We start from the raw sequence: 20,035 nt of genomic DNA on the forward strand, positions 1-20,035 counted from the left end.
ACGATGTCTAAGTTCTTTTACAAAGGCCGCATTGAAAAAAAACCAAAGTACGAAAGCTTTGGCTACAACACGAAGCGCGCTCAAAAGCTCGGCACTGAAAGCAATCCATTACCGTTGATCGTTAACAGTGAAGAGAAAAAAGCAGAAGTAGAAGCCCTGCTGGCTGAACAAACGCTTTTCGCGACCATCACGGTCGACAGCCAAGCGGAAGAAAACTTGATGGAGCTGGAAACGCTGCTCAATAAGCCGCAAACCACCGTATTTGATAAAACACCTAACCGTAATGACCCATGTTCATGCGGTAGCGGTAAAAAATACAAGAAGTGCTGTGCATAATCGCAGGCTTCACGTTACACACAGTAAGCGCTGAGCGATACTCGTCGCGTCAGCGCTTACTGCGTTTTACCGGCACACACTTTGTGTACGTCGGCAGTCTTTCAAATCAAACAGGCAATAAAAACATTATGAGCAAGAGCAAAGGGTATTCTTGTGTCGGGTTATTTAACCCCAAAACCCCTGAAAACGTCGGATCGGTCATGCGTGCTGCAGGGTGCTATGGCGTCAACAGTGTGTTCTATACCGGTACACGTTATGATCTTGCTATGAAGTTTTGTACTGACACCAAAAACATCGTGGGTGATATTCCACTGATTGGTGTAGAAGATCTGAAAAAAATCATTCCGCATGACTGCGTACCCGTTGCGGTAGATTTAATTGAAGGGGCGAAACCGCTTCCTGAATATAAGCACCCGAAACGCGCTTTCTATATTTTTGGCCCTGAAGACGGGACATTGAAAAAAGAAATTACCGACTTTTGCCGTGAAACCATTTATGTACCGACTAAAGGTTGCATGAACTTGGCAGCAGCGGTGAATGTGATTTTATATGATCGCATGGCGAAAGGTGACTGCTTTTCCAATCATTAAATCGCGGTTCTGCGGTTGATACTTTCTTCTCTATCGCTTTGATTGTATAAAGAGAGAACATAGCTCAATGCCTACATGAACATGGGCTATGCTTCTCTGACTTTACTGGACAATCAATTTCCGATGAAAAATGCGCTTTTCCTCCCTCTTCTTGCCCTTTTGAGTTTCCCTGCCTTTTCAGCCATGCCTGAAGGTAATGCCGATATCGGTAAAAATAAGGCTTTTTCTTGTCAATTTTGTCATGGCACTAACGGTGTTGCGATGAAAGAAGGCTACCCTCATATCAATGGCCAGAACGCGTTATACCTCTATAAAGCAATGAAAGCCTACCAAGACGGCGAACGTTTGGGTACTTACGGCAAAATGATGCAACAACAACTATCAGCACTTAACGATCAAGATCTGGCTGACGTTGCGGCGTTTTATACCCAGCAACCTTAATGTTCTCCCCCTTTTTCTTTTCACTGACGAGGCCGCCATGCAACTTGCCCCTCAATATACGCACCATGACGATGAACGGTTCCAGATTGATCTGAGCCCCTTCGGTTTTCAGTTTTCCCTTGTCATTCACCCATGGCAAGATGGCCTCACACTTGAGCGCCACTATCATGATGGTACGATTGAAGCGCTTGAAGGCAGCATCGATTTTTCATTGAGCCAAATCGCTCATTCACCGGGTGGTGTGCATTGGGTCAATACCATTCCCGATCATTTCATTGATTTGGTCGAGCCCTACCCGGACTTAGGCGTGTACATGCTAAGCCTTGCGGCCACAAACCGGCGGGCAAAAGATTTGCTGATCACGCGCCCCATCATGCTGTACTTAATTTGTCAGGCTTACCCACTAGACAGAGAGCAAGCCATCGCTCTGTGCCAATTTGGTCAGCGTGAGATCTTACATATGCTTGGATTTGCATCGAGCAAAGGCGCATTACGCTTTTTGGATAAAATCGATGTGACTTTTAATAGTCGAACGACCCATACCCAAGTCACCCGTCTATTGCATCCTATTGCAGAACGGTACCGTTACTTTAATCATTACCCGACAATCAATGAACAGGCATTACAGTTAGATATGCTACTGCCTTATCTAACTGGCTCGAAATTAGCGCATGGCCTGACACAAACCAGCTTAAAGAATCGTGTTCGTTTGCCCACGCTACTGAACGAAACGGTACAGCTGGGGCTGCGTCTTGGCTATGAAGCCCCCATGGATATTCTGGGCCAGCTTGATAGCGTCGAAGCTGTTATCCAGTTACATGATAATTGGGTACAACGTCGCCGCACCAACGAGTACGTGCCATGCCCAACCCACAATAGTCCTTACCCTGTTGTCTTTACCGGTAACGTCCATATTGAACCGATCACACACTACTTTGCCCTGCGCGAAGAAGGGGAAATATTGCAGCATTGCGTAGAGGTTTACCACTCGCGGATTTTAAAGGGTGAATACTTAGCCTTTAAGATGACTGCGCCTGAACGCATGACAATCGGGATCCGTATCATTCTGCGCGATGATGCCCCGCCCTTTTATGATATCGAGCAAATCAAAGGGCTGAAAAACAAGGCCCCCAAAGACGCGACCATCAAAGCGGTCTACCAGTGGCTGGATGCTGAGAAAAAGCACCTGCATGCCACCGATCCAGCAGCAGATCGCTTGCACTGATCGCTTCTCTTGCCATTCTCGCTTCATCAGCAAACATCAGAGACGAGAAAAAGGCGACCACCCACTGGTAGCCTTTTCTGATAACGACTAGAATTAACCCGATTTGATGGCTTCGGGTTATCCCTTTAGCATTGGTGTATATCAGGCACTTGTCTGACAAACCCAATGATATTGGCAATTAAATCACCGATTTCGAGCGAAGTAAGCGGGCTCATGACAGCATGATCCTGCTATTTTGCGGAACAGATTATGTTATCACGTCAGCCTCTTGTGGGTTTATTGAGCGTTTGAGCCATAAATCTCTAAAAGGCGGAGCAAAAACAAGCAAATGTTCATTTTATCTCAAATGAACTATGTAATATTTGTCTAAATCAGTGATATACTCCCCCCCCGAATAGTGACAGTAATTGTTTATAGAGAAAAACAATGACAGATTTATCTAAATACAGAAACATTGGTATTTTCGCGCACGTTGATGCGGGTAAAACCACTACTACCGAGCGTATCCTTAAGCTTACAGGCCAAATCCACAAGATTGGTGATACGCACGACGGCTCAACGACTACTGACTTCATGGAGCAGGAAGCTGAGCGTGGTATCACAATCCAGTCTGCAGCTGTTAGCTGTTTCTGGAACGATCACCGTCTAAACGTTATCGATACTCCTGGACACGTAGACTTCACAGTTGAAGTATACCGTTCACTTAAAGTACTTGACGGCGGTATCGGTGTATTCTGTGGTTCGGGCGGTGTTGAACCTCAGTCAGAAACTAACTGGCGTTACGCGAACGAATCAGAAGTATCTCGTCTGATCTTCGTTAACAAACTAGACCGTATGGGTGCTGACTTCTTCAACGTTGTTGATCAAGTTAAAAAAGTACTTGGTGCTACTCCACTAGTTATGACTCTACCAATCGGCCGCGAAGAAGACTTCGTGGGTGTTGTAGACATCCTAACTCGTAAAGCATACGTATGGGATGACTCTGGTCTTCCAGAAAACTACGAAGTACTAGACGTTCCAGCTGACATGGTTGACGACGTTGAAGCTTACCGTGAAGAGATGATCGAAACTGCTGTTGAGCAAGACGATGATCTAATGGAAGCGTACATGGAAGGTGAAGAGCCTTCTATCGAAGACATCCAGCGTTGTATCCGTAAGGGTACTCGTGACCTAGCATTCTTCCCAACGTTCTGTGGTTCTGCTTACAAGAACAAAGGTATTCAGCTAGTTCTTGATGCAGTTGTAGATTACCTACCTGCACCAACTGAAGTTGATCCTCAGCCGCTAACTGATCCAGAAACTGGTGAGCCAACTGGCGAAGTAGCAACTGTATCTGCAGATGAGCCACTACGTGCTCTTGCGTTCAAAATCATGGATGACCGTTTCGGTGCCCTGACTTTCGTACGTATCTACTCTGGTAAGATCAATAAGGGTGACACCATCCTTAACGCTGCTACTGGTAAGACTGAGCGTATCGGCCGTATGGTTGAGATGCAAGCAAACGACCGTAACGAACTTACTTCTGCTCAAGCGGGCGACATCATCGCTATCGTTGGTATGAAGAACGTTCAAACTGGTCACACTCTATGTGATCCTAAGCACGAGTGTACGCTTGAGCCAATGATCTTCCCAGTTCCAGTAATCTCTATCGCTGTTGCTCCTAAGGACAAAGGCGGTTCTGAGAAGATGGGTATCGCTATCGGTAAGATGGTTGCAGAAGATCCATCATTCCAGGTTGAGACTGACGAAGAAACAGGCGAAACTATCCTTAAAGGTATGGGTGAACTTCACCTAGACATTAAGGTAGATATCCTTAAGCGTACTTACGGCGTAGACCTAGTTGTTGGTCAGCCACAGGTTGCTTACCGTGAAACTATCACGAAGCCTGTTGAAGACAGCTACACGCACAAGAAGCAGTCTGGTGGTTCAGGTCAGTTCGGTAAGATCGATTACCGTATCAAGCCTGGCGAACAAGGTTCTGGCTTCAAGTTTACATCAGTAGTTGTTGGTGGTAACGTTCCTAAAGAATTCTGGCCTGCAATCGACAAAGGTTTCGCATCTATGATGCAAACTGGTCCTCTAGCTGGCTTCCCAGTTCTTGACGTTGAAGTTGAGCTATACGACGGTGGCTTCCACGCAGTCGATTCATCTGCAATCGCATTTGAAATCGCAGCGAAAGGCGCATTCCGTCAGTCTATGCCTAAAGCAGGTCCTCAGCTTCTTGAGCCAATCATGCACGTTGACGTGTTCACTCCAGAAGACCACGTTGGTGACGTAATCGGTGACCTTAACCGTCGTCGCGGCATGATCAAAGACCAGCAAGCTGGTGTTACTGGCGTACGTATCAAGGGTGATGTACCTCTTTCAGAAATGTTTGGTTACATCGGTACTCTACGTACTATGACATCTGGTCGTGGTCAGTTCTCTATGGAGTTCGCACACTACGCACCATGTCCTGCAAACGTTGCTGAAAAAGTAATCGCTGAGCAGAAAGAAAAGAACGCTAAGAAGTAATTTTTAATTACGACTAACGTTTAAAAACCCGGTTGCTTCGGCAACCGGGTTTTATTTTATCTGTTGCTTACCATCCATACTCTTCTCTCGTCCCCCCCCTCTCCTACTGCTATCCTCCAGCTCCCCTTCTACTTATCCTGTCTAGAGAGATGACACTGAGTCTTCTAAGGGTATACGCGCCATGGGTTCATTGGTTCAGCTTCTCTCTCAATCTCTCCACCACTCAGCCTCGCAGCCTCGCAGCCTCGCAGCCTCGCAGCCTCGCAGCCTCGCAGCCTCGCAGCCTCGCAGCCTCGCAGCCTCGCAGCCTCGCAGCCTCGCAGCCTCGCAGCCTCGCAGCCTCGCATAATCATCCTTATTTGCTATATATCAACCACTTAAGTGTACTTTTTTCTTTACAGTTCACGCGTATTTACGGCAATCCGTCTTCCGCCACTATCTGGTTCATTCACGCGAAACTTTGTATTATGAATGCCATTGGAAACACGACTTTAGTTATGTATTACGTACTCCATAAAGTCTGTGTGAGGTTTTTGTTTGGTCACTAAAACTTCAAAACGGCATTTTTGTTTGGTCGCATCTTGCCATGATTCCACCTCGCTTTACCTCTGCTTAGGCAGAGACGTATCTGTTTAATAAAACACGGATACAAAAAAAGGGCGTTTACGATATCGTAAACGCCCTTTTCTCGTTGCTTTTTTTTACCAAGGTGATGCCCACATCACGGCGGTGTCACCTTGGTCGCTGTCAGATTAAATCAACTCCGCCATCAGCAAGAAACAACCGAATAGGAAGCTCAGTCCCATCGCCAGATGACCACCTGCAGCTTGATACACCACACCGGTTGCATCCACTTCATAATTGGCGTCATCGTTATCACGGCGTAGCTTAATGGTCATCGCCATCGGTACGAATACCGCAAGGAACACTAGAATAATACCCGCGTAGCCCAGTACCGACAAGAACTGGTCAGCGGCAAATAGCGCACCGATCAATGGGAAAATAAACGTCAGCACGTAAGTGACTGCACGGTTTTGACGGAAGGTATCCGCATTTTGGTCAAACAGTGCCATGGCAACACCCAAGAATGACGTTAACAGTGCAAGGCCCGTGAAGACTGACAGTACGGCATTAATCATGCTGTGCTGTGCGCCTAACGCGGCAATCAATTCAGACACACCGCCCAAATTCACCATTTGTTCTGCTGTCAAATTCCCCATCGCCGCGTATAGCCATAGCAAGTAACTGAATAGTGGAATAATAGAGCCCAATACCACCATGTTGCGCAGTTGCTTGTGTGTCGCTTCTTTGTTGTACGTGACCAGTGATGGAATAACCACCATGAAACCAAAGCTGGTGAACAAGACTGAGCTGGTTTTGATCAAGGCCACTTTGTTATCGCTGGTCGCAGACATCAAATTGTCAAACGAGATAGACGGTACAAGCGACATCAGGGTCATCCCTAGCGTCACAACCATGATGACAAACAGTACGCGGTTAATCTTATCAATCACCGCCGTCCCCGCCGCCACCACCAGACCGGCTAACAAGGTAAAGGCGATCTGGCTTTGCATCATTGTCAGTTCAATGCCCATGCCTGACAGCAATTGCAGCAACAGATCCCCGGCACCAATGATGTATGCCATCAACAAACACACCAGTAAGGCGTACAGCAAGCCGTTAGTCACTAACTGCCCACCTTTACCCAAGGTTTTACGCGCGATGGTATTCATGCCGAGGCCACCACCGGCTTTAATGCTGGCCTCAAGCAGCAAGAGTGCAGCGTAGGTTGTCCCCATCCAGATCACCAACATCAGGGTGGTTCCCCAGAATAAACCGAATTGGGCCAATACCATTGGTATAGCCAACATACCGGCACCCAGTGCCGTACCGGCAATGATTAACGAACTTCCAAGTAATTTAGTATTCACAATGTTGTCTCTAAAATTTATCGAGCATGCCTTGTATGGACACAAGCCGTGCTTCAAATTTGAAAAAAGAAGGGTGTTAAACGCCAGCTTTGCGTGATGCAAAGCGCAATTAACTAGTGACTAAATCGGAATGCTGAATAATAGCCAAATAGCATGTCGCTACCGGACGGAAGTGCGGATTGGTAATGAGAGGGTAATGTATGCGGCTGCGAATGTGCACCGACAGAGAGAGCACAAGCTCGCCCATCAGATCGTGTGTTCATGTATCGTACTCCAAAAAACGATATGTCCTTGTTACTCAGTAATCATCCTGTGATTACCTGCTTTTGTTTGGTCATTTAGCAACTTATATGGCTAACCAAGTCACATCAACTATCGTTTTTGGGATCTTATATTGCAATTTTATCAACAGGCATATTCACCTCTTCACGCTGACAGACTTTGTCTTTCTTGCGCGTTATTGCGCCTTCCTTGTCGAAGCGGCACAAGATGCCACAAGCGTCAGTTTATTGAATGACGTCGGGTACACACTGATACTGCTGCCATCATCAAATTGAATACCGTCGTAATACTGGCCCGCCCACTTAAGACGGGTAAACCGCGCATAACGCGCTTTACTGTATAGCGCTTCCAAGGTGTTGATTGCCCCTTGCTTGTTGATTTGCGCCATGATCGTTGTCGTAAGCAGTGTTTCCGCGACTGTTTTCAAAACGGTTCTCTTTTCCCTGATAGCTTGCCGTAACCCAGTTGTACCAAATCTCCCCACCATTGCAAACGTAGAGCCGATTAAACGTGTAAATGACGGGATACCATTACAGTGAGCGGGCTTCATTCAAACTCTTCGATGAAAACCCGCCCTGCTTTTCAGTCTGATTGTGCTGAATACGCCATTATCTGGCCTCTGCGGGGCGCTCAAACGCAGTAACGGCTTTCATTCCAATCAGCATTGCAATGAGAAAGACCCACATTGTGCTATTCAAACTCGGCAACGCGGTCACGACAGGACCGGGACAAATACCCGCTAAGCCCCATCCGACACCAAACAGCCCAGCCCCTATCAATAAACGCTTATCAATCTGCCTTTTTGTGCTTATCGAAAATGTGGATGCACACACCGGCTTCTGCCGAGGACGGATCACTAAAAAATACATCGGCATAAACACCAGCAGCGCGCCGCCCATCACAAAAGCAAGACTGGGATCCCACATACCTGCGATATCCAAAAAGCCGATCACTTTATTCGGATCAACCATGCCAGATAGCATCATTCCCATACCGAACAAAAGACCAGAAGCCAGAGCGGTTATATTGGTTAATCGTGACATCGTGTTTTCTCCTTTCTCTTTTAAAGCAGATGAAGACGGATAAACACCGTCACCATCGCCACCGCCATGAACATCAGCGTGGCCACCACCGAACGCGGTGAGAATCGCCCCATGCCACAGATACCGTGGCCACTGGTACATCCGTTACCGAGCTTTGTGCCAATGCCCACCAGCAGACCAGCCATCACCACCATGCCGATTGAGGTCACGGGGAGTTCAGTAGGAAACGACAAGCCCAATAACGGCGCCATGGCACCACTGACCAGCATACCGACCAAGAAGAATAGCCGCCAAGGCCACTCTCCCTTCTCTGGCTTCAGTATCCCAGACACAATGCCACTGATCCCGGCAATACGCCCATTCATCAACATTAACAATGCTGCAGACAGACCCAGCAACATCCCCCCAAGCAATGCTTGCCACGGAAATTCACCACTCATTCATGCCTCCTTGTTGGCGCCCAACTCTCAGATAACCTGCACACTTTGCATTATAGTGGCTTTTTTAACCATAATTAGTCAAGACTAAATTAGCATTTACTAATTTAACTTGTGTGATATTATCCCTTCATCATAAAGTAAAAGACTGATCTTATTTGTTGATTCCGCTGATGGGACGTATGGAGAGAACAATGGCAAAAACGAAAATTTTGATTGTCGGTGGTGTAGCCGGTGGCGCGTCAGCCGCAGCAAGAGCACGACGCTTAAGTGAAGATGCACACATCATCATGTTTGAGCGGGGTGAGTTTGTCTCTTTTGCCAACTGTGGCTTGCCGTACCATATCGGCGGGGATATTACGGATCGCAGCAAGTTACTGTTGCAAACACCGGCCAGCTTCCTTGCTCGCTTCAATGTCGATGTGCGTATCATGAACGAAGTCACACACATCAACCGCGACGCTAAATCGATCACGGTCAGCAACCTGCTTGATGGCACGAGTTACACCGAAAGCTATGATGTGTTGCTGCTCAGCCCAGGCGCAGCGCCAGTGGTACCGCCTATCGCCGGTATCGATAACCCATTAACGCATTCACTGCGTAATATCCCGGATATGGATAACATCCTCTCGACTCTAGACACCCACCAACCGACCCATGCAACCGTCGTCGGAGGGGGATTTATCGGGTTGGAAATGATGGAGGCCTTCCACCAGCGCGGCATCACTACCACACTGATTGAAATGGCAGATCAAGTGATGACGCCTGTCGATCGTGAAATGGCCGGCGTTGTTCATGACACCATTCGCACACAAGGTATCGACTTGCGCTTAGGCGTCGCCCTTGATGCGGTACAGCATGATGCTGCCTCAGGACAATTAACCTTAACCCTCAATAATGGCGACACACTGAACACAGGCATTCTGATCATGGCTGTCGGGGTACGCCCAGATACCCAATTGGCTGAAGCTGCGGGGCTGAAAATTGGCGAACTGGGTGGGATTTGGGTCAATGCGCAAATGCAGACCAGCGATCCTGCTATTTATGCCGTGGGTGATGCGGTAGAAGATCCCGATTTTGTCACAGGCCAAGCGGCACTTGTGCCACTGGCGGGCCCCGCTAATCGTCAAGGACGCATGGCCGCCGATAACATGCTGGGGCGTCAGGCGACCTATCAAGGCACGCAAGGCACAGCAATCTGCAAAGTCTTTGATCTCGCCGTCGCCGCTACCGGCCAGAATGAAAAACAGCTAAAGCGTGATGGCATTCATTACGAAAAAGTCTTCGTTCACACCGCCAGCCATGCCAGTTACTACCCGGGAGCTGAAGTGGTGTCGTTCAAACTGCTGTTCGATCCACAAACGGGGAAAATTTACGGCGCACAAGCCGTAGGCAAAGACGGCATCGATAAACGTATTGATATCATGGCGGTGGCACAACGTGCCGGAATGACCGTTGAGCAATTGCAGCATCTTGAGCTGACCTATGCACCGCCGTTCGGCAGTGCTAAAGATGTCATCAACCAAGCCGCATTTGTGGCGACCAACATCATGCAAGGCGATGCCACTCCGATCCATTTTGATGAGATTGATCATCTGACAGACACGCAGTTACTGCTTGATGTGCGTAATCCGGGTGAGCTGAAACAAGGCTACCTTGAAGGGGCGATCAATATCCCCGTCGACCAGTTACGTCAACGTATGCATGAGTTGCCGAAAGACAAAGAAATCATTATCTACTGCCAAGTGGGCTTACGCGGTAACGTTGCTTATCGCCAGTTAGTGAATAACGGCTACAAAGCACGTAATTTAATTGGTGGTTACAAAACTTACTTAGCAGCCAAACAGTAACGCACATTGATATCACCTAGACGTTTGCGTAAGACGTTCACACAAGGTACCTAGGCCACCATCGCATAAAAGCCAGAAGCCTGTCGCTTCTGGCTTTTTGCGTTAGTACGTTTTTTGCTGAGTGTAGTGTGATGATTCACGCCACGTATGATTCGACTCCGACGATGACTCTTTTCTGTATTGGCGATAACCGTTGTTATCATAGCGGTCATCTTGATAGTGATGATGACGATACCAATTGTATCTGTGTGGCCAACGGTATTTCACTTCTTTGAGTTGCAAGGTGAACAAACAATCAAAATGAATAGGATCACCGACAGATTGGGTAAATTGACTTAAATCCACCATTCCTGACAACCTGACCGGTCCTTGATGCCATGCATAGTCACCGTATGCTTTAAGCACACCGCTTTCATCACTGGAAGCTCCCGTGATATGTGTAATCATATTACCGTTCGGCGTGACCGTTTCCTGCAGTACGGGCTGTACCGTGGTAAGTCCTCGGGTCACAATGAGGCCATCCGGTAAATAAAAATACGTGGTGCCTATTAATTTGACTCCGCCACTTTCCTCGGTGATTTCAGACAAACAGTCTGTCGCATACCCGATAGATGCATTCGTTGCGGGGTCTTTCAAATCCACATCGAAGCACATGGCCATATCTGGTGTTTTATCACCGTCAATATCAGGCACCTCCCCCTCGTACATGTAACCCGTCCCCACAAGGTTGAGCACTAACCGTTTACTGTCATTCTGTTCACCGCCAGTCTCATCAGCATAATGATTGTCATAGGCATTGTCGCGATGTTTTCCCTCCTGTTTCTCTTCATGATAGTAAGCGGATGGCGAGCGTTGATACGAGGCATTATCCGTCGATGATGTGCGGTGTTGATAAGAGGGATAATGATTTTTTTCAGACATGACGGGCGCTTCGGCCGCACTGTGTCCGGACACACTCACACCCAATGCAATGAGTGCAACTTGATGAATTTTCATTGTATTACTCCACGAACTTCGATGGCATCACTGGAGTTTTTTTGCCAACTGGTCAAATATCATGAGCCTTTTATCGGCACATGCGTGAAGTAAGTGTAGATGAAATAAGACGCCAGTATGGTTAATGAGAACGCCGTAACATTCACCATCAAGACGATGTGGGCTGCGACGGTGGCGCATCCCCGTATTCATTCGGGTCAGGTTGCGTGGGTTGAACGAAGAAATAAATCAACACAAAAAAGCCAATGATAGGGATCAAACCGATAAGTAACCACCAGCCCGTTCGTCCGGTATCATGCAAACGGCGAGTCGCAACCGCCAAGCTGGGCAGCAAGACCAACAGAGAATAAATAAAACCAAACACACCGCCGCCTTCACCGTCCCCCGGATTACCGAGCAAGTTATTCACTAAGGCCAAAATGATGCTAATAATGATATTGAACAACACAAAGTACCAATACTCAGGCCGACTGGCGCGGCCCTTAAATACGGCATATTGCTTTAAGACATAGAGATACCACTGCATAACAACAACTCCTACATAATCAAACGCTCATGGAACATTCTATATAGATCTCGGTTGTCTCTTTTCTTAAACAACAGACACACCGAGGTATGCATAGACTTTTCAGTGACAACATTGTGTAGGCGACACATCAAAAAGCAGACATAAAAAATCAGCGTAGAAAACCCAGCATAGAAACCATAGGTAACGTATGAAACCGCTTTTATTATTACAAATTGCTCTGTTTATTGGCTTTGGTTTAGTCCAAGCGAAAACCGATTTCAATGAAACCGTTTACTCCCCCGACATGGGCGTCATTTGCGATAAGAAAGCCGGATTTTGTGTCGATAGTGATGGCATTTCAATGGCCTTTACCCAGATGTTCCTCGGGCAAGCTGCACAAGATCACTTCATGGCCATCATTGATGAGGTCGGCAGTAAAAATTTCGATACCCAACGCTTCTCCTTCAGTAACAACGTCTACTGCGATACCGAAAAAAAACAATGCGTCACTGACCGATTCAATAACACCCCAGAGCCCGATTACAATCAAATCCTCTTTCCCGAAACCAGTGACAGCGAATAAGCCCTCCCGCGTTATTCTTTAGCGCCTTCCGCTGCCGGTACATGCTGGCCTGTTGGTGCAAAACTACGTCGACGAATGGCTTCAACCCCCGCTTCCTCGACGGTTTCAAGATGACCACGAGCGATGACGCCTCTGGCGACCTCTTTATTCTCGGCCACCGTCACGGGATCAATCGGTGTCGATGTCGCCCGTTCATCCGACACGGCATTGGGTGAGGCAAGTTCGGATAAGGAGGTTTGTGTTGTCCGCGTTTGAAGTTCGGGGGTATGCGCGACAGCTGCTTGGCTTGCTGGTGTATCATGCATCGGTATAGGGGAACTGGGCCCTGTCGGCTGCTGGTTAGGCTTCAAGTTAGATTCATTAAAAACAATCGGTTTAACCGGCGTAACAATCACATTCGGCGTAGGGTTAATGTCACGTTGGGGTTCAAGCTTTTGCTCCGATTTCGGCGCTGGTTGTTCACTTAAACGCTTTATTTGAAAAGAAGACGCAGAAGCGGTAGGGACACGGGGTGGATGAGAATAAAGAGACTCATTGGGGAGCGCATCCGGTCCGGTAATGGGTACCGTGGTCGGGCGCCTTTTGTCATGACTGAATGTACTGTTAATACCACTCAATTTTTTACCTGTCGCAGACACGACCGGGCGAATATAACGGGGCTGAGCAGGCAAATCTTCATTGCCGTTCAAAGACACGGCGGGAGAGATCCCACCGCCGGCTTCACTCAACCCCAGCTGGGGAGAGGCAAAACGAAACAGCGTTAACTTGTCATCCCACACTTGCAGTAAACTTAATTCTTGTTGCCATGCATTGTCGACACTACTGACGACATCGGCCACCTGTACTTGTGTCGATAACAACGTATTGGCTTGCTCAAACCGGCGATGCATCCTTTTTTGTACCTGCGGCCAGTCTGTCCCTCCCGTCATCAAATAGCGCGTACTGTCAGCCCAATACTGGTAAGCCAGCGCACTGTTAGCTTTATCCGCTGCCATCGCCGCTAAAGCCGCAGACATGCCGGCATACTGCCACATTTTTTTTCGTCCAAGCTGAGCTTCTGCGCTCAAAAAGGCCAGTGATAACCGGTGCCATTGCTCAGCAGCTTGTTCATAACGACCGAGGGTGATCAAGTGCGTCCCTTTTGCAAACGGCGCGAGATCCAACTCTACCGCCGAGGCCATCACGCGTCCACTGCTGACTCCTACACCCAATACCAACGCACACAGTACGAACACATACACCCTGCCGAGCAACATCGTTATTTTCATCGGAACGTCTCCACCAAGCATTTTCCAGGATGGTAAAACCGAGAATCAAACTGTACGTCCCTAAACTCACGTTCGGTTGAACGTTGATACAGCTTGCCATTCGCTTTATATAACAATGCCTCTAGTACACCTGCATTGGTTTGCAATGAGATGGTTTTTTCATACGCACTGGTTAACTCATATCGCCCTTCATACCACCCTCGTGTTGGATCATACAATTCTTGCACCAAGGTCAACAAACGGTCGGTATAATCGGTTCGCCATAACGTCCACATTTGAAAGGCCACGCGGGTAGATACCAACGCTTTTTCATCATGATCGCTGCCATCTTCCGCCACTGAAATCCACGGCGTGCCTAAGGCATAAATGCTGTCGTACACAAAATACGGCTCCCCCGTGACCACATGCTCCCCGCGGGCTGTATAAATGCGTTCTCGATCCCAGCGCGAGGCTTGAAGCTGATACACCGCATCTGCCATCGCAGACAGCGTATGATTAGAATGAATGGCATCGTTTGAATGACTGTCACTGATCTCATCCCAATTAAACTCCATCCCCAACAGCAAGTAAGGCGTGCTGTAGACCGGACGTAACACATCGTAATGACGAGGATCGCGACCATCAAATAGCAGGTCTATCCCATTGATGGTGACGACTTCATACGGTTCAAGTAACATGGCTTTTTCAGGCACAATTTGCCAATCGAGATACCCATACGCGGTGTATTCCTCAATCCCTAAACGGCCTTCTTTGTAGCGATGTACCTGCCCGTTATTGATGGTGCCCCCAAACAGTTCACCCTCTGTACTGACTAATTCACAAAAATTCCAACGCAATACGGCTTTATCAATGTATTCAGAAAAGGTCGGATTACGCTGCTTGGTGATCGCCAAGACAATCAACAATCGGCCAATATCGATAGATGACCACCCTAACTCCCCCGGCTGATTCGCGTAGTCGACCATTTGCCCCGATGTGGTGCTGTACACTTTATTGGGAACACCTAACAAGCCTAATGGCATCTTGTTCAAAAAACTGATGACCAAGGTTAAGCGTTCATCGTGCTCTTTGCTGGTGATAAAGCCGAATTCATCGGCCGCCATTAACGCGACTAAATAATCGGCAATATGCGATAAATTTGTTGTTGGGTAATTATCAATAGAATTAACCAACCCCGTGGTGGGGTTGGTATTATTTTCCACATAAGTCCACGCCGTTTTCGCCCACGCCAGTTCATCTTCTGTGAGTTCACCGTATCGCCCCTGACGGATCAACTGTGACTCATTCACAGAAGTGATGCCGTCTTGCACGCCTCGATACACCACGCCACATGCGGCTAATTGGCACGCGACCAGCACAACTATTGCTTTTTTCAACATGGGCTCCCCTTACCAAGCCCCCTTATAATTGGGGCTTTTTCCGAGGCAAGCACTGTCCTTCGTAGCCAAACGGAGACTCGAGGGCTTTCTCCCACAGGCTAGGGGCAACATTGTCTTTATATGTCAACAGTTTCCCCTGCTCTTTATAGAGCAAGATCTCTAGCGTAATACCATTGTTATTGGACGTGAACGTATTAATTAGCCCTGTACCATTTTCAAAAATCCCTTCATAAAAGCCTTTTTCACGATCATAACTGTGGGAAATATGGTCAAATAACAAATCGGTGTATGCGGTGTCCCACAGTACCCACATCCCCATCGCCCCTTTAATGGCGACGGCAGCATACTGGGGTAAAAACTCGCCCACTTCAGAAATGGTGTTCCAGGCGAACCCATCCGTATAAATGGTGTCATAAACGAAATACGGCGGCCCCGCTAACTGATGCTCAGTACGGGCGGTAATGATACCAGTTTGCTTATAACGCTCTTCCTGTACGCGGTAAATTTGCAGTGCAAACTCAGCCATCCATTCATTAGAATAACGGTAATCGTGTGGTGATCGGTCACTGACCAAGTCCCAGCCCATCTCGATCCCATCCAAGACATAACTTTCTGTTACCACATAACTGTGCGCTTTCAGCTTTCGCGGATCACGGGTGTCATAAGGCACATCGTAACTGTAGAGATTGATGGTGCTATAAGGCTCAGGCATTGAGGCTTGCGTTGTGTCAAACCCCCACAATTCAAAGCCTTTCGCAGCATATTCTTCATACCCCAAACGCCCTTCCTGCAGGTATTGAACCGGCTTGTCTTTTTCAAGCAAGGCACCAAACATCGTGCCGTTTTCGTCCACCACGTTACAGAAATTCCAACGCAGCACGGCCGTGTCGATCCCTGTCGCATATTCAGGATAGCGGTGCTTGATGATATGAAGCCAAATCATCAATCGGCCCAGATCCAAGGCTGAATAGCCGATTTCCCCGGGTTGGTTGCCGTAGTCCACCTTCGCTGCCGTTTGGGTGTTATAGGCTTTGTTCGGTAACTCATTACGGAACAAATCAAGCTTATTGAGCGTGGTGATCATCTTACGCAAACGACGATCAAATTCCTCTTTGTCGATGATCCCCAGCTCATACGCACTGACCATGCCGGCCATATAAGATGCCGCATCCCACCACGTGACCGAGGGATAATTGTTTACCGCGTTGACCAGCCCGGTTGACTCCTGATAGTTATTCTCAAAATACTTCCAGGCAATTCTGGCCATATCCATTTCTTTTTCAGTCAACTTTCCTTGTCTGGCTTTGGGTGTCGACCAGTGGTTTTTCCGTTCAACCACATCATCAGAGAAGCGGTTATATTTATTACCACAACCGACAACCAACATCCCAATCAGACCCACGATGATATAACGCATCTTACACTCCTGACGCTACTGCTCTTACTGGACACCGACGCTCAACAGTGAACCATTTTCTATATATGCTAACGATTCCAACACAATCCCATTGGTATTGGCCGTTATCGCTTTATTGACTCGCCCATCGACTTCATAACGCCCCGAGAACCAGCCGTCTTTATTGGAATAAAGGGTTTTTGCATCCTCAATCAACAAGTCCGTATACTGACTGTCATACAAGGCGTACCAGCCAAAAGCGGCCTTGGTGGACAATGATTTCAAATGTGAGGCATCATCACCTTTATCCGTGATGGCATTCCATTCTTTCCCATCAGAAAAGACCGTGTTGTAAACGAAATACGGGGCCTCATCGGTATTATCTTCACTGACAGCGGTCAAAATACCCGTGCGCTTATAACGGTTTTCTTGTGCTTTATACACGCGATGGGCAAATATCTTCGACACACTGTCAGCCCCAAACTCCAAGCTATCCAAGATGTATGATTCGCTCACTACATAGTTGTGTGCATGGAACTTGGCGGGATCACGTAAGTCGGTTGGAATATCAATGCCATCAATCTCACGCATTTCGAGATAATCGATATATTTCATTGCATTAAAGACATCTCGACCCATCAGCGACATAGCTTTTGAGGCGTACTCTTCATACCCAATTCGGCCTTCTTGCACCCGCTCCATCACGTCACCGGTTTTCGCCGGACGTGAACCGTAAAGATAACCGTCTTTGATCATGGCGCCGACATCCCAATGCATGAGTACATCATTCACTTGCTTGTTGAATTGAGGGTACTGCCACACCATGATATTCAGCGGTACGAGAATGCGACCGATATCAATCGCTGACCAGCCAATACCGGCTTTAACCGGTTTATTGGTGTAATCCACCATTTCCAGTGTCTGCGTGTTATAGGCTTTATTGGGTAGTTTTCCTTCGACAAGCGGCAGGCGGGCTAACGTATGTAGCGCCTTTTCCATCCGCAATTCAAACGTTGATTGACTGATTACATTCAACTTTTCAGCTGAAATGAGCCCCATCAAATATGAAGCGGTATCCCACATGGTGGTGGATGGGTAGCCATTCACTGAATTAACCAGCCCGGTATTTGACTGATAGTTATTTTCAAAGTACTTCCACGCCGTATTCGCCCACAGCACTTCTTCTTGTGTCAGCACGCGATTCTCACGCAAGGGAATGGTTTCTGTCGCCTCAAACGTAATATTGCCCAAGACCCGACCGTAATCACGATCTTCAACAGTGAACGCAATTGCCAATGCGGAAAAAAGTCCCAATAAAAACACGATATGATGCCGCGCATTCAATGCTGCTTGTTTAAATTCCATATTTTAATTCCTCAGATCCTGCTTCTTCTTGGGTAGTTTCAGACGGTGGTGGTGACCAATACGCAGCAGCAATCATGCCCCACATCGCCATCATGTTATTCATGGTCCAGAAACTGTTAAATACGAGCCCACCAAGGGAGTAGTTACCGTAACCGCCGAGGAAATAACTGCCCCACGCATAGAGCATGCTCAGTAAACTCAATCCAAACACCGCCATTTGCGGGATCACCAATTGGCCAAACGTGCCACTTTTCCGCTCTTTCGGGGTGGTTGGGAAACTGATTTTCTTGCCACGTAGCACCGTCCACAAGGCTCTGAGATTAACCGGGAAGAAAGACAGGAAATTCGTTTTTCCTTTATAGCCTGCGACACCCCACGTCCCGACCATCATGGCCATTTCGGCGGTTAAGACAAACGGGATAAAGTGCAAATAAAAGGTCACATCGTACGCACTGACCGGGGCAATACTGGTTAAGAAGTAAATGATTGGGCAAGCTAAGAAAATGATGTTCCAGATCGCCGATAAATTCGACCAGAAGCTCGCCCCATACATCAGCTTCTGTTTCAGGGTCATGCCTTTGCGGAAAATCGGGTTGTCATTCATGAAAATATCAATCGACCCACCGGAATACTTAAAGCGTTGCACCGTCCACGTTTGCAGATCTTGTGGTGACAGCATCTTGCTTTCCACATTGGGGTGCATGACCGAACGCCAATTACGCGCACTGTCAGAATGCAGTACTATCGAGGTATAAATATCTTCAGAAACGTGAAATTTGTACGGGGTAAATTCCGTATCAAAAATTAACTCCTGACGCAGATTGTCAGATACCGACTGATCAACATTCTTTTCTTTGGTGATTTTTCGGATTTGTTTCTCAACTTCAGACTGCTCTTTGCTGATCTGCTCACTGTAACTACGCAATGCCGCTTCCATAACAGCTTCGCGACGGTGAATCGAACCGGCGCCGCAACAAAATGACGCATTCACCCAATTACGACGGCGTTGAATGACGTCATAAAACATCTGAGGGTCGTTCACATAAGGGTCTTGTCCAAGGGTAACGGGACCGTACACTTTTTCAACGGTGTGCCCTATCCATTTACCGACGCGCCCCACTTTGCGATTGAGCCATTTTGGCAAACGCTCACCTTCAGGCAAATCAAAGAACCACTGCGGGGTTTGTACCCATGCCACGTCTGGGTCACGAAAATACCCCATGGTATGTTCAAGAATCGTCGGGAAAGGACGCGTATCCGCATCACAAATAACAATGAAGTCACCGTATGTTTGCTCTAGCGCGTTACGTAAGTTACCCGCTTTGAACCCCACGTTATTTTCACGGGTGATGTATTCCACCCCCATTTCTTCAGCGAGTGCGCCCATGGCTGGACGTTTACCGTCATCAAGAATGAAGATTTTCATTTCAATATTGTGCGGGTAACGCACTTTCTGCGCATCGATAATGCTCAAACGAACCAGTTCAGGCTCTTCATCATAGGTAGGAAAGAAAATATCAATGCTGATCGGCCGTCCCGAACCGGCCTCAGGGCTATCATCAGCGACACATTCATCGATCAGATGCGGCGCTGGCTTGCGGGGTTCATCCTGCGTTTTCCATAAGTTAAAGGTAAATAACACCGAACCAATAAATGCACAGGACTCAGCAAAAACCAACGGAAAAGAAAACCACATGGCATCATAATTGAGCGCATATGACCATCGCCACCATAAATACCATATCCCCAGAGTTAAATTGCACGTCGCAAGATACTGGTACAATAACTCCCGCGATATACTGTGAGGGACAGGCTCTGGCGGTTTTCGGTGCTCAAACTGTTTAAAATAAAAATCCATTTCGCGCCTTCCAAAAATACATAAATCCGTGCA

18 protein-coding genes are annotated in these 20,035 nt (G+C 47.6%); 7 read left to right on the forward strand and 11 right to left on the reverse strand.

Annotated elements, in window-relative coordinates:
• The first annotated feature begins 3 nt into the window (after positions 1-3).
• The 5 genes from ACSF8W_RS19390 to fusA all read left to right on the forward strand — a co-directional run bounded on the left by ACSF8W_RS19390 (position 4) and on the right by fusA (position 5,106).
• Positions 4-336, forward strand: coding sequence for a PBPRA1643 family SWIM/SEC-C metal-binding motif protein (locus ACSF8W_RS19390; RefSeq protein ID WP_500848800.1), 333 nt, complete (start codon positions 4-6; stop codon positions 334-336).
• 128 nt (positions 337-464) lie between these two features.
• Positions 465-926, forward strand: coding sequence for an RNA methyltransferase (locus ACSF8W_RS19395; RefSeq protein WP_500848801.1), 462 nt, complete (start codon positions 465-467; stop codon positions 924-926).
• Positions 927-1,049: 123 nt separating this feature from the next.
• Entirely contained in the window at positions 1,050-1,367 is a 318-nt protein-coding gene (locus ACSF8W_RS19400) for a c-type cytochrome (protein WP_500848802.1), read from the forward strand.
• Positions 1,368-1,404: 37 nt separating this feature from the next.
• Entirely contained in the window at positions 1,405-2,592 is a 1,188-nt protein-coding gene (locus ACSF8W_RS19405) for a PcfJ domain-containing protein (RefSeq protein ID WP_500848803.1), read from the forward strand.
• Positions 2,593-3,018: 426 nt separating this feature from the next.
• On the forward strand, positions 3,019-5,106 hold the full coding sequence (gene fusA, locus ACSF8W_RS19410) for an elongation factor G (RefSeq protein WP_500848804.1): 2,088 nt from the start codon (positions 3,019-3,021) through the stop codon (positions 5,104-5,106).
• A gap of 752 nt (positions 5,107-5,858) precedes the next feature.
• Here the strand turns inward: fusA and ACSF8W_RS19415 are convergent.
• The 4 genes from ACSF8W_RS19415 to ACSF8W_RS19430 form a co-directional block, all read right to left on the reverse strand.
• Positions 5,859-7,037, reverse strand: a complete 1,179-nt coding sequence (locus tag ACSF8W_RS19415) for an amino acid permease (protein WP_500848805.1) — start codon at positions 7,035-7,037, stop codon at positions 5,859-5,861.
• A 457-nt stretch (positions 7,038-7,494) separates the two neighbouring features.
• Positions 7,495-7,746, reverse strand: coding sequence for a hypothetical protein (locus ACSF8W_RS19420; protein ID WP_428476086.1), 252 nt, complete (start codon positions 7,744-7,746; stop codon positions 7,495-7,497).
• A 181-nt stretch (positions 7,747-7,927) separates the two neighbouring features.
• Positions 7,928-8,362: a DUF6691 family protein gene (locus tag ACSF8W_RS19425; RefSeq protein ID WP_500848806.1), complete on the reverse strand. Its 435-nt coding sequence runs from the start codon at positions 8,360-8,362 to the stop codon at positions 7,928-7,930.
• 20 nt (positions 8,363-8,382) lie between these two features.
• Complete coding sequence (locus ACSF8W_RS19430) at positions 8,383-8,802, reverse strand: YeeE/YedE family protein (RefSeq protein WP_500848807.1); 420 nt, start codon at positions 8,800-8,802, stop codon at positions 8,383-8,385.
• A gap of 191 nt (positions 8,803-8,993) precedes the next feature.
• Between ACSF8W_RS19430 and ACSF8W_RS19435 the strand changes: the two genes are divergently transcribed.
• Complete coding sequence (locus ACSF8W_RS19435; protein WP_500848808.1) at positions 8,994-10,649, forward strand: FAD-dependent oxidoreductase; 1,656 nt, start codon at positions 8,994-8,996, stop codon at positions 10,647-10,649.
• 102 nt (positions 10,650-10,751) lie between these two features.
• Here the strand turns inward: ACSF8W_RS19435 and ACSF8W_RS19440 are convergent, their stop codons facing one another.
• Entirely contained in the window at positions 10,752-11,645 is an 894-nt protein-coding gene (locus ACSF8W_RS19440) for a hypothetical protein (RefSeq protein WP_500848809.1), read from the reverse strand.
• 148 nt (positions 11,646-11,793) lie between these two features.
• Positions 11,794-12,171, reverse strand: a complete 378-nt coding sequence (locus ACSF8W_RS19445; RefSeq protein WP_500848810.1) for a DUF805 domain-containing protein — start codon at positions 12,169-12,171, stop codon at positions 11,794-11,796.
• Between the two features lie 190 nt (positions 12,172-12,361).
• Here ACSF8W_RS19445 and ACSF8W_RS19450 point away from each other — a divergent pair, with 190 nt between their 5' ends.
• Positions 12,362-12,736 carry a YcgJ family protein gene (locus ACSF8W_RS19450; protein ID WP_500848811.1) on the forward strand — a complete coding sequence of 125 codons (375 nt, stop codon included), beginning with the start codon at positions 12,362-12,364 and terminating at the stop codon, positions 12,734-12,736.
• An 11-nt stretch (positions 12,737-12,747) separates the two neighbouring features.
• On the opposite strand, the gene ACSF8W_RS19455 is transcribed toward ACSF8W_RS19450, so the two are convergent.
• Genes ACSF8W_RS19455 through ACSF8W_RS19475 form a run of 5 tightly spaced genes read right to left on the reverse strand, consistent with a single transcriptional unit; the run spans position 12,748 to position 19,840 of the window.
• Positions 12,748-14,004 (reverse strand): hypothetical protein, encoded by a 1,257-nt coding sequence (locus ACSF8W_RS19455; RefSeq protein ID WP_500848812.1) that lies wholly within the window; start codon positions 14,002-14,004, stop codon positions 12,748-12,750.
• A complete protein-coding gene (locus tag ACSF8W_RS19460) occupies positions 14,001-15,383 on the reverse strand; it encodes a DUF3131 domain-containing protein (RefSeq protein WP_500848813.1) in 1,383 nt (460 codons plus the stop codon). Before ACSF8W_RS19460 ends, ACSF8W_RS19455 begins: the two co-directional genes overlap by 4 nt.
• Before the next feature lie 22 nt (positions 15,384-15,405).
• The gene (locus ACSF8W_RS19465; RefSeq protein ID WP_428476096.1) at positions 15,406-16,800 is read right to left on the reverse strand and encodes a DUF3131 domain-containing protein; all 1,395 of its coding nucleotides are present in this window, start codon (positions 16,798-16,800) and stop codon (positions 15,406-15,408) included.
• A gap of 24 nt (positions 16,801-16,824) precedes the next feature.
• Positions 16,825-18,144 (reverse strand): DUF3131 domain-containing protein, encoded by a 1,320-nt coding sequence (locus ACSF8W_RS19470; RefSeq protein ID WP_500848814.1) that lies wholly within the window; start codon positions 18,142-18,144, stop codon positions 16,825-16,827.
• Positions 18,134-19,840, reverse strand: coding sequence for a glycosyltransferase family 2 protein (locus ACSF8W_RS19475; RefSeq protein WP_500848815.1), 1,707 nt, complete (start codon positions 19,838-19,840; stop codon positions 18,134-18,136). The genes ACSF8W_RS19470 and ACSF8W_RS19475 overlap by 11 nt, the downstream gene beginning before the upstream one ends.
• Between the last annotated feature and the right edge of the window lie 195 nt (positions 19,841-20,035).

The organism is Photobacterium sp. 270122K, assembly GCF_059941365.1.

What these genes read in the sequence shown, in the direction of transcription:
- ACSF8W_RS19390 (WP_500848800.1), top strand. Translation starts at nt 4, where the DNA reads ATGTCTAAGTTCTTTTACAAAGGCCGCATTGAAAAAAAACCAAAGTAC.
- ACSF8W_RS19395 (WP_500848801.1), top strand. Translation starts at nt 465, where the DNA reads ATGAGCAAGAGCAAAGGGTATTCTTGTGTCGGGTTATTTAACCCCAAA.
- ACSF8W_RS19400 (WP_500848802.1), top strand. Translation starts at nt 1,050, where the DNA reads ATGAAAAATGCGCTTTTCCTCCCTCTTCTTGCCCTTTTGAGTTTCCCT.
- ACSF8W_RS19405 (WP_500848803.1), top strand. Translation starts at nt 1,405, where the DNA reads ATGCAACTTGCCCCTCAATATACGCACCATGACGATGAACGGTTCCAG.
- fusA (WP_500848804.1), top strand. Translation starts at nt 3,019, where the DNA reads ATGACAGATTTATCTAAATACAGAAACATTGGTATTTTCGCGCACGTT.
- ACSF8W_RS19425 (WP_500848806.1), bottom strand. Translation starts at nt 8,362, where the DNA reads ATGTCACGATTAACCAATATAACCGCTCTGGCTTCTGGTCTTTTGTTC.
- ACSF8W_RS19430 (WP_500848807.1), bottom strand. Translation starts at nt 8,802, where the DNA reads ATGAGTGGTGAATTTCCGTGGCAAGCATTGCTTGGGGGGATGTTGCTG.
- ACSF8W_RS19435 (WP_500848808.1), top strand. Translation starts at nt 8,994, where the DNA reads ATGGCAAAAACGAAAATTTTGATTGTCGGTGGTGTAGCCGGTGGCGCG.
- ACSF8W_RS19440 (WP_500848809.1), bottom strand. Translation starts at nt 11,645, where the DNA reads ATGAAAATTCATCAAGTTGCACTCATTGCATTGGGTGTGAGTGTGTCC.
- ACSF8W_RS19445 (WP_500848810.1), bottom strand. Translation starts at nt 12,171, where the DNA reads ATGCAGTGGTATCTCTATGTCTTAAAGCAATATGCCGTATTTAAGGGC.
- ACSF8W_RS19450 (WP_500848811.1), top strand. Translation starts at nt 12,362, where the DNA reads ATGAAACCGCTTTTATTATTACAAATTGCTCTGTTTATTGGCTTTGGT.
- ACSF8W_RS19455 (WP_500848812.1), bottom strand. Translation starts at nt 14,004, where the DNA reads ATGAAAATAACGATGTTGCTCGGCAGGGTGTATGTGTTCGTACTGTGT.
- ACSF8W_RS19460 (WP_500848813.1), bottom strand. Translation starts at nt 15,383, where the DNA reads ATGTTGAAAAAAGCAATAGTTGTGCTGGTCGCGTGCCAATTAGCCGCA.
- ACSF8W_RS19465 (WP_428476096.1), bottom strand. Translation starts at nt 16,800, where the DNA reads ATGCGTTATATCATCGTGGGTCTGATTGGGATGTTGGTTGTCGGTTGT.
- ACSF8W_RS19470 (WP_500848814.1), bottom strand. Translation starts at nt 18,144, where the DNA reads ATGGAATTTAAACAAGCAGCATTGAATGCGCGGCATCATATCGTGTTT.
- ACSF8W_RS19475 (WP_500848815.1), bottom strand. Translation starts at nt 19,840, where the DNA reads ATGTGGTTTTCTTTTCCGTTGGTTTTTGCTGAGTCCTGTGCATTTATT.